18 protein-coding genes are annotated in these 16,307 nt (G+C 41.3%); 7 read left to right on the forward strand and 11 right to left on the reverse strand.

The window, feature by feature from the left end:
- Window positions 1–335: 335 nt before the first annotated feature.
- Together groL and QWZ08_RS09680 are read right to left on the reverse strand one after the other, a co-directional pair.
- Window positions 336–1,976 (reverse strand): chaperonin GroEL, encoded by a 1,641-nt coding sequence (gene groL / locus QWZ08_RS09675; RefSeq protein WP_290337197.1) that lies wholly within the window; start codon window positions 1,974–1,976, stop codon window positions 336–338.
- 86 nt (window positions 1,977–2,062) lie between these two features.
- Window positions 2,063–2,344 (reverse strand): co-chaperone GroES, encoded by a 282-nt coding sequence (locus QWZ08_RS09680; protein ID WP_290337198.1) that lies wholly within the window; start codon window positions 2,342–2,344, stop codon window positions 2,063–2,065.
- A gap of 283 nt (window positions 2,345–2,627) precedes the next feature.
- Between QWZ08_RS09680 and nusB the strand changes: the two genes are divergently transcribed.
- The 4 genes from nusB to coaE all read left to right on the forward strand — a co-directional run bounded on the left by nusB (window position 2,628) and on the right by coaE (window position 5,274).
- Window positions 2,628–3,560: a transcription antitermination factor NusB gene (nusB, locus tag QWZ08_RS09685; protein ID WP_290337199.1), complete on the forward strand. Its 933-nt coding sequence runs from the start codon at window positions 2,628–2,630 to the stop codon at window positions 3,558–3,560.
- Window positions 3,561–3,669: 109 nt separating this feature from the next.
- Window positions 3,670–4,104 carry a DUF1573 domain-containing protein gene (locus tag QWZ08_RS09690; RefSeq protein ID WP_290337200.1) on the forward strand — a complete coding sequence of 145 codons (435 nt, stop codon included), beginning with the start codon at window positions 3,670–3,672 and terminating at the stop codon, window positions 4,102–4,104.
- 36 nt (window positions 4,105–4,140) lie between these two features.
- A complete protein-coding gene (gene yajC, locus QWZ08_RS09695; RefSeq protein ID WP_290337201.1) occupies window positions 4,141–4,482 on the forward strand; it encodes a preprotein translocase subunit YajC in 342 nt (113 codons plus the stop codon).
- A gap of 171 nt (window positions 4,483–4,653) precedes the next feature.
- Window positions 4,654–5,274, forward strand: a complete 621-nt coding sequence (coaE, locus tag QWZ08_RS09700) for a dephospho-CoA kinase (protein ID WP_290337202.1) — start codon at window positions 4,654–4,656, stop codon at window positions 5,272–5,274.
- Window positions 5,275–5,430: 156 nt separating this feature from the next.
- On the opposite strand, the gene QWZ08_RS09705 is transcribed toward coaE, so the two are convergent.
- Complete coding sequence (locus tag QWZ08_RS09705; protein WP_290337203.1) at window positions 5,431–6,621, reverse strand: pyridoxal phosphate-dependent aminotransferase; 1,191 nt, start codon at window positions 6,619–6,621, stop codon at window positions 5,431–5,433.
- A gap of 289 nt (window positions 6,622–6,910) precedes the next feature.
- Here QWZ08_RS09705 and QWZ08_RS09710 point away from each other — a divergent pair, with 289 nt between their 5' ends.
- Complete coding sequence (locus QWZ08_RS09710; protein ID WP_290337204.1) at window positions 6,911–7,639, forward strand: MORN repeat-containing protein; 729 nt, start codon at window positions 6,911–6,913, stop codon at window positions 7,637–7,639.
- Between the two features lie 38 nt (window positions 7,640–7,677).
- Here QWZ08_RS09710 and QWZ08_RS09715 read toward each other — a convergent pair whose 3' ends face one another.
- Entirely contained in the window at window positions 7,678–8,166 is a 489-nt protein-coding gene (locus QWZ08_RS09715; RefSeq protein WP_290337205.1) for a hypothetical protein, read from the reverse strand.
- 180 nt (window positions 8,167–8,346) lie between these two features.
- Window positions 8,347–8,676 (reverse strand): hypothetical protein, encoded by a 330-nt coding sequence (locus QWZ08_RS09720; RefSeq protein WP_290337206.1) that lies wholly within the window; start codon window positions 8,674–8,676, stop codon window positions 8,347–8,349.
- Window positions 8,677–9,000: 324 nt separating this feature from the next.
- Here QWZ08_RS09720 and QWZ08_RS09725 point away from each other — a divergent pair, with 324 nt between their 5' ends.
- Window positions 9,001–9,693, forward strand: a complete 693-nt coding sequence (locus QWZ08_RS09725; protein WP_290337207.1) for a 3-keto-disaccharide hydrolase — start codon at window positions 9,001–9,003, stop codon at window positions 9,691–9,693.
- Window positions 9,694–9,969: 276 nt separating this feature from the next.
- Window positions 9,970–10,596 (forward strand): endonuclease III domain-containing protein, encoded by a 627-nt coding sequence (locus QWZ08_RS09730; RefSeq protein WP_290337208.1) that lies wholly within the window; start codon window positions 9,970–9,972, stop codon window positions 10,594–10,596.
- A gap of 113 nt (window positions 10,597–10,709) precedes the next feature.
- On the opposite strand, the gene QWZ08_RS09735 is transcribed toward QWZ08_RS09730, so the two are convergent.
- The 6 genes from QWZ08_RS09735 to QWZ08_RS09760 all read right to left on the reverse strand — a co-directional run bounded on the left by QWZ08_RS09735 (window position 10,710) and on the right by QWZ08_RS09760 (window position 16,234).
- The gene (locus QWZ08_RS09735; RefSeq protein ID WP_290337209.1) at window positions 10,710–11,951 is read right to left on the reverse strand and encodes a M24 family metallopeptidase; all 1,242 of its coding nucleotides are present in this window, start codon (window positions 11,949–11,951) and stop codon (window positions 10,710–10,712) included.
- Window positions 11,952–12,184: 233 nt separating this feature from the next.
- Window positions 12,185–13,021 carry a rhomboid family intramembrane serine protease gene (locus QWZ08_RS09740; RefSeq protein ID WP_290337210.1) on the reverse strand — a complete coding sequence of 279 codons (837 nt, stop codon included), beginning with the start codon at window positions 13,019–13,021 and terminating at the stop codon, window positions 12,185–12,187.
- Between the two features lie 256 nt (window positions 13,022–13,277).
- Window positions 13,278–13,475 (reverse strand): hypothetical protein, encoded by a 198-nt coding sequence (locus tag QWZ08_RS09745; protein WP_290337211.1) that lies wholly within the window; start codon window positions 13,473–13,475, stop codon window positions 13,278–13,280.
- Window positions 13,476–13,633: 158 nt separating this feature from the next.
- On the reverse strand, window positions 13,634–14,008 hold the full coding sequence (locus QWZ08_RS09750; RefSeq protein ID WP_290337212.1) for a hypothetical protein: 375 nt from the start codon (window positions 14,006–14,008) through the stop codon (window positions 13,634–13,636).
- 244 nt (window positions 14,009–14,252) lie between these two features.
- Entirely contained in the window at window positions 14,253–15,497 is a 1,245-nt protein-coding gene (locus QWZ08_RS09755) for a PQQ-dependent sugar dehydrogenase (RefSeq protein ID WP_290337213.1), read from the reverse strand.
- 62 nt (window positions 15,498–15,559) lie between these two features.
- Window positions 15,560–16,234, reverse strand: coding sequence for a DsrE family protein (locus QWZ08_RS09760; protein ID WP_290337214.1), 675 nt, complete (start codon window positions 16,232–16,234; stop codon window positions 15,560–15,562).
- Window positions 16,235–16,307 lie beyond the last annotated feature (73 nt).

The raw sequence follows: 16,307 nt of genomic DNA on the forward strand, positions 1-16,307 counted from the left end.
CCGAAGGAAGGATTGAAGCGCTTACATTTATGCAAGTCTGTTAAGCCTGAAACTTCATACGCCCGCTTTCCGACATGAATACGCTTCAAACGGCTCCGAATAAAAATTTAAGCCTTTTATTCGCAGTCTTAATTCTTTTGCTTCCTTTTTGTATCAAGCAAAAAAAATGAGGACTAAAACATATGCCTAAGAACTTTGCCAGTGAATACCTGGTCTATAATTTTATTACAGACCGCTGACCATTTAATAATACCAGTTTGGCGTCAAACGTTTAAACAAAAAAAATCCCCTCCAAAAATTGAAGGGGATCTTTTATATTTTGAAATGCGGTTGTATTAGTAACCTCCCATTCCACCCATATCAGGAGCACCACCATGACTATGGCCTGCATCTTCTTTAGGTTTGTCGGCTATTACACATTCTGTTGTTAACAACATACCTGCAATAGATGCTGCATTTTCAAGGGCAACGCGGGCAACTTTAGTTGGATCAATTACACCAGCCTTAAACATATTTTCATATACTTCAGTGCGGGCATTGAAACCATAATCTCCTTCGCCTTCTTTAATATTCTGTACAACGATTGAACCTTCGATACCGCAGTTGGCAACGATCTGGCGCAATGGCTCTTCAATAGCACGGCGAACAATCGCAATACCAGTTGCTTCATCCGCATTCAATGCACCTTTCAGTTTTTCCAAACCTGCAATGGCACGAATGTAGGCAACACCACCACCTGGTACAATACCTTCTTCAACCGCAGCTCTTGTAGCATGCAATGCATCATCCACACGGTCTTTCTTTTCTTTCATTTCTACTTCTGTAGCAGCACCTACATACAATACAGCAACACCACCGGCCAGTTTAGCCAAACGTTCCTGTAATTTTTCTTTATCGTAATCAGAAGTGGTATTTTCTACCTGTGCCTTGATTTGATTGACACGTGAAACGATATCGGATTTTTTTCCTTTACCACCAACGATCACGGTATTGTCTTTATCAATAGTGATAGATGAAGCCTGGCCCAAAGAAGTCAGTTCAACACCTTCCAGTTTATTACCCAAATCTTCACTGATAACAGTACCGCCGGTTAAAGCAGCCAGGTCATTCAACATTTCTTTTCTTCTGTCACCAAAGCCTGGTGCTTTTACTGCAGCCACTTTAATGGTACCACGTAATTTGTTTACCACCAGTGTTGCCAGTGCTTCACCATCCAAATCTTCTGCAATGATCATCAACGGACGACCACTCTGGGCTACTTTTTCCAGTACGCTCAAAATATCTTTCATAGCAGAGATCTTTTTATCATAAATAAGGATAAAAGGATTCTGTAATTCAGCCTGCATTTTTTCGCTGTTGGTAACGAAATAAGGAGAAATGTATCCCCTGTCGAACTGCATACCTTCCACTACATCAACTGTAGTATCTGTACCTTTTGCTTCTTCAACAGTAATAACACCTTCTTTACCTACTTTAGCCATTGCCTGAGCAATCAGCTTACCGATTTCATTATCATTGTTGGCAGAAATGGTTGCAACCTGCTCAATCATTTTACTGTTGTTGCCAACATCTTTTTTCTGGGCAACCAGGTTTTCAACTACGGCTCTAACTGCTTTGTCGATACCACGTTTCAAATCCATTGGATTTGCACCGGCTGCTACCATTTTCAATCCTTCGCTGATGATGCTCTGCGCCAAAACAGTTGCAGTTGTAGTACCGTCACCGGCAATATCTGCAGTTTTAGAAGCCACTTCTTTCACCATCTGGGCACCCATATTTTCAATCGGGTCTTCCAGTTCAATTTCTTTTGCAACCGTAACACCATCTTTAGTTACCTGCGGTGCGCCGAACTTTTTTTCGATTACCACGTTGCGACCTTTTGGTCCAAGGGTTACTTTAACTGCATTAGCTAAAGTATCCACGCCCTTTTTCATTTTGTTGCGGGCTTCTATATCGAAGAATATCATTTTTGCCATAATACTTAATTTGAAAATTTAAAAAATTTGAAAATTTGAAAATGAGGAAGACAATGCTTTACTTTTTACATTGAGCCATTTTCGCTTTAAACTATTGCCAGTATATCACTTTCTCTCATGATCAGGTATTCAACACCTTCAAATGTAATTTCTGTACCGGAATATTTGCCATACAATACAGCATCTCCGGCCTTTACAGTTACGGGTTCGTCTTTTTTACCTGGACCTGCCGCCACTACAATACCACGCTGTGGTTTTTCTTTAGCTGTATCAGGAATAATAATACCTCCTGCAGATTTTTCTTCCGCAGCCGCTGGTTTCACAATCACCCTGTCATGCAAAGGCGTAATGTTTAACTTCTTAGCCATAATAATGTTGATTTTTTGTTTGTTTAAAGTAGATGCCTCGTTTATTACGGGCAATGCACTTGCACTAATTTTATACCAAACATGAATATTGGCATAGTTGTCAGTTTACAAGGATGATTGTCAGTAATAAGACAGGTATTGGCAGACATTTTTTCATAGGCCGGACAGTTTGCTGCTATAATAGCTACCTGTGTCAACCGCCGCTGGAATGGTTTGCCGCCGCTAGTTTGGGTTGCCAAATTTTAATCCCTTAAATTTGCCATCCAAATAAAGTTCTTTTAGCATGATCAGCAGACGAAATATACGGGTTAAGGTAATGCAGAGCCTGTACACAATTGACAGTATGAGCAATGAAGTAGCTCCTGCAGAGGCCGTTCGCCTTTTAAGAAAACAAATAGACCAGAGCCGTAAATTATTTGTTTACCTCGTTTACTTTGTAAGCGAAGTAGCCCGGTACTCCGAGAAAGACGCACTCAAAAAAGCATCCAAACATTTACCTTCCGAAGAGGACCTGAATATCAATACCAAAATAGCCGGTAACGAGTTACTCTGGAAAATTGTTGAAGAACCTGGTTATGCGGCGGCATGTGCTGAAACCAAGCCGCAGCTGATGATGGATGAGGAATTGCTGAAAAAGACCTACCAGGCGATGGCCCAGTCTGAAGAATACGCCGATTACACGGAGGCACAAAGCAGGGATAAGAAATCAGAAAAAGATATCCTTGAATTCATTTTCACTAACCTGATGCTGCCCAACGAAAATTTCATCAGCCATGTAGAAGAACATTTTATTAACTGGGATGATGATGCGGAAATGATGAACATTCTGATGCTGAATTTTTTACAAAAGCCCGGCAGTTATAATTTCAATGAATTCGTAAGCAAAGAAAAGTGGGACTTTGCAAAAGGCCTGCTGGAAACCACGCTGGAGAAAAAAGAAGTGAGTATGGAATTGCTGAAACCCAAGTTAAAAAACTGGGATGCAGACCGTATTGCCGCCCTCGACCTGATCATTATCCAGATGGGCATTTGTGAGTTTCTATTTTTTGAAACCATCCCTACCAGGGTAACCATCAACGAATACATTGATCTGGCAAAAGAATACAGCACCCCGCAGAGCGGCCAGTTTATCAATGGCATCCTGGATAATATTCATAAAGAGCTGAGTGCCGAAGGAAAGATTAACAAGAAGACATTTAAGAACAGCACGCTTTAATGGATAATTTTTTAATGGATAATTGATAATGAACGCACTGATGCCTTGCTTTTCCGCTTTCAGCCTTTTGCTTTCAGCTTTTAAATTATAACTTTGCAAAAAACTACGAATGAAAAAATATGTTTTATTCTTTTTAATAAGTGCCGGTATTGTTAGTTGTGATGTGCGGAGAAAAGATAAGGTGGCAGATGGCATGGCTTCTATGGCAGAAATGGCAGCAATGGATAGTACTACCGTTCAGATCATTGACACCGCTTATAATTTTGGTACTGCCACTGAAGGAGAAAAAGTATCCTATAATTTCAGGTTTAAAAATTCAGGTGACAAACCTTTGATAGTTACCAATGCCCATGCCAGCTGTGGTTGTACGGTTCCCGAAAAACCTGAAAAGCCGGTAATGCCCGGTGAAACAAGTTTTATAAAAGTTGTATTTAACAGCCAGGGTAAAGTGGGACACAATGAAAAAACGATCACCGTAATTTCGAATGCCAACCCTGCCTTTCCTCCCTTGATTTTAAGAGGAGATATCACAGCCAAAAAATAAAAAACATTTCATTTTTAATAATCAATTTCACAACACATGCATTCACTTAGTATTTTTTTGATGATGGATCCCCAGGGAAAAGGCAGCAGCAGTTTTTCTTTAATTTTTATGGGCCTGATGATTTTAGTTTTCTGGATGTTTATGATTCGTCCGCAGGCGAAAAAAGCAAAGCAACAAAAAACCTTTATATCCGATCTTAAAAAAGGCGATAAAGTAGTAACCATCGCGGGCATACATGGCACGGTTAATAAAGTAAACGAAGACGGTACCCTGAGCCTTGAAGTGAGCCCGGGCAGTTATCTTAAAATTGAGAAGAGCACGGTAAGTATGGAAATGACTGCAGCGATCAATAAGCCGGCAGCTGAAACAAAAGCATAATCTCTGTTCCCGGAAAGGGAATTAATACAGGAATACAATATTTAATTAATAATTTTAACCGGTCGTAAAACGACCGGTTTTTTTAGCAGTTACCATCCGGGAAAATGCTGCAAACAATAATACACGGGTTTTAATTATCAATTATCAATTAAAAAATTATCCATTAAAACGTTGGTTTTAAAAGTTGGCATAACAGGAGGCATCGGCAGCGGTAAGAGCACGGTTGCAAAGATATTCGGGTTGCTGGGCATCCCTGTTTTTTATGCAGATGATGCTGCCAAAAAATTGATGAATGAAGATGAGCATCTTAAAGCAAAAATTATCGGCGCATTTGGCACAGATAGCTATAGGAACGGCACATTGAACAGACCATTCATTGCAGAGAAAGTGTTTAATAACCCGGCACAGCTTACCTTGCTAAACAGCATTGTACATCCCGCCACAATTGCCAATGCGGACAAATGGATGCAGCAACAAACCGCTCCCTATGCCATCAAAGAAGCCGCCCTGATATTTGAAAGCGGAGCCGAAAAATGGCTGGATAAAGTAATCGGTGTATTTGCCCCTGCTCCCCTGCGGATACAACGGGTAATGCAAAGAGATGGTATAACGGAACAAGAGGTTACGGCCCGGCTAAACAAGCAAATGAACGAAGATGACAAAATGCATTTATGTGATTATATAATCAACAACGATGAGCAGGAACTTTTAATACCACAGGTGTTAAAGCTGGATGCGATTTTAAGGGAGGAAGCTGGAAGCAAAAGCAAAAGGCTGAAAGCTGAAAGCTAAAGGCTGAAAGCTGAAGGCTAAGGCTGAAGGCTAAAGGCTGAAAGCTGAACGCTTGTGCAAATACAAAGGCGGAAGACGATCACTTTTTACGACCGTCTTCCGCCTTTGTATTATCCTTTTGCTTTAGGCCTTCAGCCTTACGCTTTAAGCTTTCACTTACTTCAATTTAGCCAACGCATCAATAATACGTACCCAGGCTCTTTCAATGTTTGTCATGCTGTTGGCGAAAGAAAAGCGAACACATTTTGGCTCGCCAAATGCATCCCCCATTACAGAAGATACATGCGCTGTATTTAACAGGTACATCGAAAAATCGGCCGAATTGGTAATTACATTTTCACCGTCTGATTTACCAAAATAAGAAGATACATCAGGAAAAATATAAAAAGCGCCTTCCGGTTCGCTGCATTTAATGCCGGGAACATCTTTTATTATTTCCATTACTTTAGCCCTTCTGCGGGTAAATTCAGTCGTCATATCCATAGAAGGTTTCAGATCACCGGTTAATGCTGCTACTGCGGCTTTTTGGGTGATAGAACAAGTGGCACTTGTGAACTGGCCCTGTAATTTTTCGCATGCCTTAGCTACTTCCACATTGGCCGCGATATAGCCAAGTCGCCAGCCGGTCATGGCAAAACCCTTACTCAGACCATTGATCAGGATAATCCTTTCTTTCAGGTCGGTAAATTGCGCAATGCTTTCATGCTTGCCTACAAAATTGATGTATTCGTAAATCTCATCTGCAATGATATAAACATTCGGGTATTTTCTTAACACGTTGGCCAGACCTTCCAGTTCCGCTTTACTGTACACTGCGCCGGATGGGTTGCAGGGAGAGGAAAACATGAACAAGGTTGTTTTATCCGTAATGGCTGCTTCCAGTTGTTCGGGTGTAACTTTAAAACCACTTTCCAGGCTGGTACTTACCTGCACCACAACACCACGGGCTATTTTAACCAGTTCTGAATAAGTAACCCAGTATGGCGTAGGAATTACCACTTCGTTACCGTCGTCTACCACCGCTAAAATGGCATTGGCCAGGCTCTGTTTTGCCCCCGTAGAAGTAACAATATTTTCAGGCTTATAATCCAGGTTATTGTCGCGTTTTAATTTGGTGCAAACTGCTTCTCTTAAATCTGCAAAACCCGCTACCGGAGTATAATGACTCCAGTTGTCGTTGATAGCTTTTATAGCCGCATCCTTGATGAACTGAGGTGTATCAAAATCAGGTTCTCCAAGGCTAAGGTCAATTACGTCAACTCCTTTTGCCCTTAATTCACGACCCAGTTTGGCCATTTTAAGTGTTTCAGGTTCTGCAAAGCGATCCAATAAAGAAGAAATGTGCATGTAGTTTAATTTTAGGATTGCGAAATTACAGGAAACCAGACATTTATTGCATAGATAAATACAGAAATCATTTTTTGGGTAAAAGTTTTTGAACCGGCAAGGTGAATTCTTAGAAAAAATCTACAGGATGGCTACCAATTTCATCCTCCGGATGAACATAACGTGCACCTGTTTTCCTTCAACCTGATTAGCCGGCCTGCTTATGAGTTGAGAGTATTATCCGGCTAATCGTAATAATCATTATCTTTAAAAAATGCGCAGCTGATTCGCTTCGCTAACCCATTGTCATATGAAAAATAGCTTTGCAATCCTTCTTTTAGTTTTACTGCTCCATTGCGGTGTGATTGCCGCACAGGATTCCTCCCAGGCCTGTAAAGTACTTACTCCAACATTGAATATGCGCTACACAGGTGAGTGTAAAAACGGCCTTGCCAGCGGGCAGGGCGAAGCCTTCGGCCAGCATCATTATAAAGGCACATTTGCGAATGGCAAACCAAACGGAGCCGGTGTTTATTATTATGACGACAGTACTTACCATGCCGGCTTTTTCCAGGACGGCCAAATGGAAGGCAAAGGCGAAACGCATTATATGCACAATGGAAAAGCTGACAGCACCATCAAAGGGTTCTGGAGCGGCAATACCTACCGTGGTAAAGATTATAAAACCTACGATTTTAACGGCGCCACCATGTTTGACCGGTATGAGATTAAAGCTACACCTCAGTCAGGCCGCACCATCAGCTTTGAAATATCTACAACTTCAGGTTCTCCAACCGGTGTCCCTTCCGATTTTCAGGGACAGCCCGGCTATGTTTTAAGACTGGAAGATATTGTTGCGGGTGACCAGGCGATCATAAGAAAGTTATCTACAGTAGAAACTCCTACCAGGTTTCATGTTACATATGATATTGACAGGTTCCCCGTAAAGTTATACGTCACCATGTCGAACGGAAACAACTTTACGCTGAACCTGTATAAAGCGGCCACCTGGTCGGTACGGTTGTATGTAAATAAGTAATATTCCAGTCTGAAAACGGTAAACCCCACTCCGATCCTCTATTCACACAATTTCAATGTGGCTGCGTTGCGGTTGCTCATTTGTATTTTGTTGATTTTTGAAGCCTTGTCGAAATATACAATCAGGATACCGTATTTGGTTTGGTAAGCATCCCAGGTTACATCTTTTATAGAAGGGTTACCCAGCACATTAAATAAACTGGTTCTGGCAGCCCCTATCAGCGGAATGCTTAGCTTGCCTTTAAAATGTGCCCCGATCTCTATATAATTCCTTTCAGTAAAAAAAGAAATGTCTTTGTCTTTAAAAAAAACACCGCCACAGGTGCTGCCATTGGTTTCAGGCGTGGCACTGGTAAAACAGGGGAATTGCTTTTCAACATCTGCCAGGGTTGAATAAGTAAATATCCGGTTCACAGTACCTTCCAGCACATCCACGTCAAATGGCGGGCAAACGACAGTGGTCTTAAGCTGAGCCTGCAAAAGCATTGAACTTATTAACCCTGCCACTAAAAGAATACTTGTTTTCATACTGATATTGTTTTAAATAATGATTGAACCAATTTTGAAATTAACTTGTGCAATGCCCTGTAATGCAAATTCCTTGCTACAATTCATTTAAACAATTATCTTTTTTAAAAATGGAATGAAACTCAATTCAGGCGCATCCTGCTACGAGTTCCAGGTAAAACTTTGCGGATTAAATTTATGTTACTCAAATACCAGGTACATCCCCAGGCAAATTATGCAAATGGCTACGGAAGTAAGTCCGAATAAAATAAGATTGTACAAAGCAGGAAAAGGATTTAGGATGGTAAGCAGACAACTTACAAAGCCCAGAAAAGCGCCTGCTGCCATACAAATAAACCCTGCCTGTAATTTTTTAGCATTTTTTAATTTTCTGAACGCCCTTAAATGAGTGCTGATGGAAGCTGCATCCAGCCCGCTTTCTTTTAATTTTTGTTCTACGACTTCTGGTTCCAGTTTAGCGGCTATCCATTGCCGAATAATGGCAAGATCAACTGATAAAGTATCTGACATGGCGGTGGATTTGACAATCGTAAATGCGTAATGGCTTCTGAAATTGACAATTAAAATAGCAAGATTTTTTTAAACTGGCAAATTGGCCGGCATTTTTTTTAAACGAAAAAAGTAAACCGATGAAGTCTGGTCAGTCACTGAAACTTTCTTATTAACCCGGTGCCCCTGCTGAGTTATTCATTATGACGCCCAGTTTAGGAAGAACAACATGCAACTCTTTTTCAACATTCGCTCCCGGTATTGATGCGTATGCAAATGGGAATCATTGAAGCTTATTTTACCAAGATGTGCTATCTTTAGTTGAACGGTTTAAAAAATTGCAATATGAAAAAAATCACACTGCTTGTCCTTGGCTTTTGCAGTTGCTCTGTTACAAAAGTAGCGGCACAGGATACAGCATACATACATCCCAATACAAAAGAAAAAGGCTGGCAGGATGTTTTTACAAAAGGGCTCACCAACGCTGTTTTCCCTGCAGGTGTATGGAAAGATTCTGCCGGTATTTTTACCGCGTCAAAAGATGAAGCATTGTGGAGCAAAGATCAGTATGATGATTTTGTTGTTGACCTGGAATTTCAAACAGCTGAGGGTACCAATAGTGGTGTGATAGTGCATGCTACTGATATTAAAGACTGGATACCGCACTCCGTTGAAATACAGATTGCGGATGATTATTCAAAAGAATGGAGCAACGTATCACCCAACTGGCAATGCGGCGCCGTGTTCGGTCATAAACCGGCTACCAATAAAACATTAAAGCATCCGGGAGAATGGAATCATTTTACCATTACCTGCCGTGGCAAAATGATCTGGATTGTGTTAAACGGAACGCTGGTAAACGAATGCAATATGGAGTTGTTTACTTCTGCCAAAACAAATCCGGATGGCTCGGAAGTACCTGCCTGGCTGCCTAACCCGATGTCAACACTGCCGCTGCATGGTTATATCGGCTTCCAGGGAAAACATGCGGGTGCTCCTATTTATTTCAGAAATATTAAGATCAAGAAACTCAGTTAGCATTTTCACACCACGGAACGACGGATACAAAGGGAACAACGAAATACAGCGAAAGCTTATATACTCTTTCGGAGAGACCCCGTCAGCGGTTATAAACCCCTGACGGTGGTTGATAAAACTCCTTCCTATTTTACTGAGCTTTTCTAACCGCCGACGGGGCATGGAGCCGCCGTCGGGGTTATGCGTTTCCGGTTACGATAAGGTGATAAAAAATTGTCCTTTCTTTTCCAAAATGATTGCAATTTATTGTAGGTTTAACTTCATAAAAATTTATACATGGCAACAGTAAACTGGCCGGAAGCAGTAAAACCTTTATTAAAAAAATACCTTGGCAAAAAACACCCGCTGGAGTATAAAAGTGTGTACCAGTTAATGGTGATGGTGGTGTTGTCTGCACAGGATTCTGACAAACATATTAACCAGATAGCGCCTAAGTTTTTCACAGCTTTTCCAAACATGAAAGCGCTTTCACAGGCCACACCGGAAGCCATACAGGAGCAAATAAGTGATGTAAGAAATTTTGGCAATAAATCTAAATGGCTGAGTGAACTGTCGAAGAAAATAAAAGACGATAAAAACATTCCGCTTTCGCTCGATGAGTTGACAGAGCTGCCGGGCATTGGACGTAAATCTGCCAATGTAATCAAGCGGGAAGCTGGCGCCGCTCCTGAAGGCATTATCGTAGACTTACATGTGGTGCGTGTAGCGCCACGCCTGGGGATTGCTACCGGAGCTGACCCAAAGAAAATTGAAAAACAACTGATGGAAGCATTGCCTGCCAAACAATGGGACGCAGGTATGGCCATGTCATTTTTAGGGAGAGAAATCTGCCGGCCAACCAACCCACAATGTGAAGTATGTGTGATGAATCCGGTTTGTGCTTATTATAACGGAAGCAAATAAATTGCCTGGCTATGCAAAGACACTTATAAACGAATACCTCCCGCAAAATGCAGGAGGTATTTTTGTTTTGATGGTATTCGATACTAGTAAATGTATAGCAGCTAAAGTGAGTATTAAAAAGGTTCCATAATAGATTTGCTTTGTCCTGAAAACCATTTGGGTCCTTCCTCCGTCATGTAAGCGCAATCTTCCAGCCGTATACCAAATTCGCCTGGTATTGAAATTGTTGGCTCTATACTAAAACACATGCCCGGCTGTAATTTTTGCTGGTTGTCTTTTACCATATTGCCCCATTCGTGCCCGTCCATACCAATACCATGACCGGTACGGTGCGGCAAGCCGGGGAGTTGATATCCGGGCCCAAAACCTGCATCCGTAATTACTTTCCGTGCAGCAGCATCTACCATTCCACAGGCGCCACCAATTTTAGCGGCAGCAAATCCGGCAGCCTGCGACTGCTTTTCCAGGTTCCATATGTCTGTTTGCCTTTTCGTTGGTTCAGCTCCAAACACAGTCGTACGCGTAATGTCGGATGTATACCCTTCTACCCTGCAACCACAATCCATTAAAACAATATCTCCCTTCTTTAATAGCCTTGGTTTGATGGTGCCATGCGGAAATGCAGCAGCTTCTCCAAAAAGACACAATGCCCCATCGGCATCGCCGCCTAAATCACGTTGCGCTTTTCCAATGATGGAAGATAATTCGCCCGGCGACATGCCTTCCCGCAACTGGCTGATGCCAACTTTAATGCCACCCAGTGTAATGTCACTTGCCCTTTGCATCAAGGCTATTTCAGCTGCCGATTTTATCATCCGGCAGTTCATGGTAACAGGTGTACCGCTTGCAAAATTCAGGTGGGTCGCTTCTTTCCTCACGCCATCCATAATAAAAAAACGTACCTGCTCTTCAATGCCAACAGTGCCCGATAAAACACCGGCATCTTTCAACACTTTTGCTATGAGTTTATAAGGACTTTCATCTTCCTGCCAGGCGTATACATCTTTACCGATGATGATCTGCTCCCGAAAACGGGCTTCTTCAAAACCAGGGCATACATATCTTACAGGGCCACTTGCCGGAATAATGGCCACCATCGTACGCTCACTTGGCCACCAGCTGATACCGGTAAAATATTTCAAATTTGTACCGGACTCCATAATCAATGCTCCCATCTTTTGTTCCGTCAGCAGGCGTTGCGCCTTCTCAATCCTTGCCTCCCGTTCTTTTACAGTAATGGGTGCCACATCCCCGGGCATGAATGGAAGCTGATTTGCAGCACCTGCTGCTCTTTCTTTTTCTTCAGGCGTTGTAAACGAGCTCATGCCTGCAACTACTCCTCCGGCAACTGCCATAGCAGACAGATTTATAAAATTTCTTCTTTTTAACGTCATAATAATTGGGATTGTTCGTGATTGATTCCTTTGTCTGAAGATAGTAATTTTATTGTTTCAATAATCCGGTCAGGTAAAACTGTCATTTCATTAATCAACGCAGCGGAAATGAATGTAATTTGTTCGATTGAAGGAAGGCCAAATAGCAGCGTTCTATATTGTTGTAAAAACTTAACAGGCAAAAATTCGTTGCCTCACCTGCTATATTTTTTCAGCTTTTCTTTTTCCGCCTGGCTTAAGCTGTCCATACCGTTTGAATTTATTTTATCCAGAATTTTATCTATCTCTTTTTGCCTGCTGGTTTTTTCAGCATTGTATTTATGATCTATGGAAAAATAATCATCGTGCTTTTTAAAGAAGAAATTGTCTGCCAGTAAAAAATGCGGCTTTGTAATAATCAAATAAATCAAAGCAATTGTTGGAATACAGATGACGAGGATAGTAATATAATTTTCTTCGATAGCCGTCGGCTCAAAAAGCAGTGCTGTGGCCATTCCAACGAGGGCGCCACCCAAATGTGCGTCATGCCCTATATTTCCTTTTTTAGATTTAATTCCATAAATGGCATAGCCAACATACACCATACCGTACAACCATCCCGGCATGGAAAAAGGCAGGCCGAAAAAACCAACACTCATACCAGGATACAAGACGATGGAAGCAAAGATAATTCCGCACACCGCACCTGATGCACCCACAGCACTATAATCACCATGGTTTTTATGTACCAGTAACGAAAGCAAATCTCCCCCGATTAAACTGGCAAAATAGATCACTAAAAATGGCAGCTCCCCAAGGGTGTTTTCAATGTGCCCGCAAAAAGCATACAGGCTGAACATATTAAAAAGGAGGTGTGTCCAGCTCACATGTAAAAAGCCCGAAGTAACCAACCGCTTGTAATCTTTATTGATGAGAATTTTATCTACTTCAAAAGTATAGGCATCAAAAAAACCGGGGTTGGTAAATCCCTTGTACGAGAAAGCGATATTGGCAACAATCATCAGCAAGCCGGCAAGACCAATGTTTGTCATAAGTGGGGCGGTTATTATATAACACAAAAATTTCCGGTGCTCAATATACACTTAATACAAATTCAAAAACAAGCTGTCATATGCCATATCTTAAAATGAAATACCCGGGATTGTACGTGGAACATCTGAAATGCAGATTGCTTTAAAAATATTTTATGCATTGACTCAACGGTAAAAATAAAGGTTGCCAGTCTTCCGGGAATATCATTTTTTCCTTTGACTGACAACATTTCAATCAGCAGTGACGCTGCGTTATTTATTTATCCCTGCGGTCGCCTCTGTCGCGATCGTGACCGTAATCCCTGTCATAATCTCTGTCATATCCGCGATGATGATGATGCCGTTCGTGGCGTTCATCGCTGTAATCCCGGTGGCGGTAATTGTATTGTGTACAACTGGAAAACGATATCACCGCAACGATGGCAATTGCAAAGCCGGTAAGTAATTTTTTCATATCGATCGATTTTTATACCCTTATGACTAAAATTACTTACCAGCGTTACTATTGATATTTCTTATTAACGAAAGTTTACCAGTGGAGATGGCGTTACTACAGTTGTAAATACGTGGGATCAAATTTCAACTTTTGTTAATACCTATGCCGGACGTGGTTTACCATACTATTTGTTCTGTCGTAGGTTTGTTGATATAATCTTTAAAATCTTTTACTTTAAAAATATTGATTGGGTTTTCTAATATGTTTACAGGGCTTGTTAATTTGATCGAATCAATTTCTATTTTCCAAATTGAAGCTTTCTGTGACCAAGGATTAATCAATATTTGAGCTGAGTAATCATTAACTATTTTAAACTGGTAAATATTTTTAAAATCATGAAAAATCCTTACACAGTCATCAGCCAATGTCCTTAGAACTAGAACGTTTCCTCCCACTAAACACCAATCATTATTTCTCCCAATTAACCCACATGTTGGTTTTCTTTTAAATTTAAAAATGCTGTATTCTTCAGAGGTTTGTTTATTAAACATAAAAGATGAATTAAAAACATGCCCCAGGACCATAACTGAAGTTTCAGTCAACTTTATGAAGTCGGGATCAGTTTTCATATGCATCGTACTCACATGGACTATCATGTTATCTAAATTATTTTCAAAGTTTAACCCATTTTTTAGTCGAAATGCCAACTAAAACACATTCCGCTACCTGTTTATTTGCTCTAAAATAAATTCTCCATTACAATTAAAATTATCTGATTGCTCAATCCAAATCTCCCTACTTCTTATACTTCACCTGATAAACATTTCCCGTAAAATCATCAGCTATGTAAATACTGCCATCAGGGCCTTGTGCCAGTCCGCAGGGTCTTGGCTGGCTGGTGCCGACTGCAAAATTGTCTGCAAAAATTTCCCATTTACCGGAGGGTTTGTTTTTATTAAAAGGTACAAACGCTACCAGGTAGCCCTTTTGCAGTACCGGCGATTTACCATGAAAAGCAATAAAAGCACCCTGCCGGTATTTTGCCGGAAATTGGTTGCCGGAATAAAATAGTAATCCATTGGGGGCCAGATGTGCCGGAAAATCCATCACGGGGTTTTGGGCTTTTGCACCACCTGTTTTTTTACCGTCGCCGCCATATTCTGGTGCCAGTATTTTTTTGTGCAATTTAGCATCATAATACACATACGGCCATCCGCCATCACTGCCCTGGTGTACCTCGTACATGGTTTCTGCAGGCTGACTTTTGGAATCTTCTTCGCTGTACAGGGCAGGGTAAAGGTCATGAAACTGATCCCGGCCATGCTGCATAATAAACAACGAATGGGTATTGACGTTCCAATCTAATCCCACTACATTTTTAAATCCGGTGGCATAGCGAATACCTTCTTTATAGCCCTGGTTTAAACGGTTGGTTTTAAATTTCCAGATGCCACCTACTGAATCCAGCAAGGGGCAGGGCATTGGCGCCTGCAGTGAAGTACCATTAATTAAACAACTGTTGCTATAGGATCCGCAGTTTACATACAGGTTACCTGCATCATCTACAGCAATGGATTTGGAGTTATCGCGGTTATGGTTCACCAGGCCGGTAATAATTTTTTCCGGTTTGCCGCGGTCAATCACTTCCCCCATGGCATTTAATTTATACCGGTATACATCCTCATTGCTGGAAGCATAGAGATAATTATTTTTTACGAAAATACCTGTACCGGCATAGTCGCCAAAACCATACTGCACGTTGATGTGGCCCTGTTTATCCGCTTTTAAAAAGTAAATGCCTTTACCATCCTTTAAACGCCCGAGTTTAACATAGATGCCGCCTTGTTTGGTGACAGCCAAATGACGGGCTCCGTCCATTCCGGTGGCAATGACGGTTGATGTAAATCCTGCGGGCAACTTCAACCCTTCAACCAGCTGATGGGTTGAATCGGTCAAAACATTTTCAGGGTTAGCGGCAAAAATAGTTGTTGTACTAAGAAGCAAACAGAGACAACTGGTAAGCAAGGCTGATTTTTTCATTGGTTTATTTTTAGAGCGCAAAGATGCGCTTTTAAATGATTTATGAACAGCAGAAGAAGTTGTTATTTTCTTTCACTCAAATTATAGAGCACATAACCCTTAAGCTGGTAGCCGGATAAAACTGTTTGGGCAGTAAGTGATATTTTCACTTCCGGCAACATATCTTCTTTAGCAAATTTTTTGAAAGCCATTGCCTGGCCACAGGCAATAAAACGGGCGCCGATATTTTTAAGTTCACTGATTAATTTCAGGTTCGGATTACCTGTTTTATATTTTTCTTTATACCGTTCACTGGTGCAAAATGCATTCAGTGCGCCGGCATGCACCACAATTACCGGCAAAATTTTGGCAATTGGTATACCGGAAGCCACGTGCAGGTTGATGATACGTGCCACTTCAACCAAACCATAATTGGCTTCCTTAATTACAGAGTCTGCATTATTGTCTGTCAGTTCAAAAAGTAATTTATAAGTAATGGTGGGGTCGGGAATTTCTGCCGGATCTTTTACCGGCACCACTCCGGAAAACTCACCTGCATTAAAAACAGGATAGACTGCACTGGCTCTTAGTTTATCCCAGCGTTCTATTTCGGCATACTGTTTTTCAATTTTTAAAGAGTCTGCATGTAACAGTGCCCTCAGGCTGCTGTCTTTTGAAAACTGGATGGAAGGCGGTGTTTGAGCCATACCTGTAAAACATAGTACAGCACCAGTGATGGTAGCGATTATTTTTTTCATTCGTTGCTGGTTTAAAAAGAAAGATACATTTTTTTGTCCTGCATTTTTTACCGGATTCTGGTTAAATTTGTTC

The organism is Ferruginibacter paludis (assembly GCF_030409685.1).
Classification (GTDB): Bacteria; Bacteroidota; Bacteroidia; order Chitinophagales; family Chitinophagaceae; genus Ferruginibacter; species Ferruginibacter paludis.

Bases quoted from the DNA above. Each gene is read 5' to 3' on its own strand.
- groL (WP_290337197.1), bottom strand. From the start codon at position 1,976: ATGGCAAAAATGATATTCTTCGATATAGAAGCCCGCAACAAAATGAAA.
- QWZ08_RS09680 (WP_290337198.1), bottom strand. From the start codon at position 2,344: ATGGCTAAGAAGTTAAACATTACGCCTTTGCATGACAGGGTGATTGTG.
- QWZ08_RS09690 (WP_290337200.1), top strand. From the start codon at position 3,670: ATGAAAAAATATGTTTTATTCTTTTTAATAAGTGCCGGTATTGTTAGT.
- QWZ08_RS09760 (WP_290337214.1), bottom strand. From the start codon at position 16,234: ATGAAAAAAATAATCGCTACCATCACTGGTGCTGTACTATGTTTTACA.
- QWZ08_RS09710 (WP_290337204.1), top strand. From the start codon at position 6,911: ATGAAAAATAGCTTTGCAATCCTTCTTTTAGTTTTACTGCTCCATTGC.
- QWZ08_RS09735 (WP_290337209.1), bottom strand. From the start codon at position 11,951: ATGGCAGTTGCCGGAGGAGTAGTTGCAGGCATGAGCTCGTTTACAACG.
- QWZ08_RS09720 (WP_290337206.1), bottom strand. From the start codon at position 8,676: ATGTCAGATACTTTATCAGTTGATCTTGCCATTATTCGGCAATGGATA.
- QWZ08_RS09715 (WP_290337205.1), bottom strand. From the start codon at position 8,166: ATGAAAACAAGTATTCTTTTAGTGGCAGGGTTAATAAGTTCAATGCTT.
- QWZ08_RS09745 (WP_290337211.1), bottom strand. From the start codon at position 13,475: ATGAAAAAATTACTTACCGGCTTTGCAATTGCCATCGTTGCGGTGATA.
- QWZ08_RS09705 (WP_290337203.1), bottom strand. From the start codon at position 6,621: ATGCACATTTCTTCTTTATTGGATCGCTTTGCAGAACCTGAAACACTT.
- QWZ08_RS09740 (WP_290337210.1), bottom strand. From the start codon at position 13,021: ATGACAAACATTGGTCTTGCCGGCTTGCTGATGATTGTTGCCAATATC.
- yajC (WP_290337201.1), top strand. From the start codon at position 4,141: ATGCATTCACTTAGTATTTTTTTGATGATGGATCCCCAGGGAAAAGGC.
- QWZ08_RS09725 (WP_290337207.1), top strand. From the start codon at position 9,001: ATGAAAAAAATCACACTGCTTGTCCTTGGCTTTTGCAGTTGCTCTGTT.
- QWZ08_RS09750 (WP_290337212.1), bottom strand. From the start codon at position 14,008: ATGTTTAATAAACAAACCTCTGAAGAATACAGCATTTTTAAATTTAAA.
- QWZ08_RS09755 (WP_290337213.1), bottom strand. From the start codon at position 15,497: ATGAAAAAATCAGCCTTGCTTACCAGTTGTCTCTGTTTGCTTCTTAGT.
- nusB (WP_290337199.1), top strand. From the start codon at position 2,628: ATGATCAGCAGACGAAATATACGGGTTAAGGTAATGCAGAGCCTGTAC.
- QWZ08_RS09730 (WP_290337208.1), top strand. From the start codon at position 9,970: ATGGCAACAGTAAACTGGCCGGAAGCAGTAAAACCTTTATTAAAAAAA.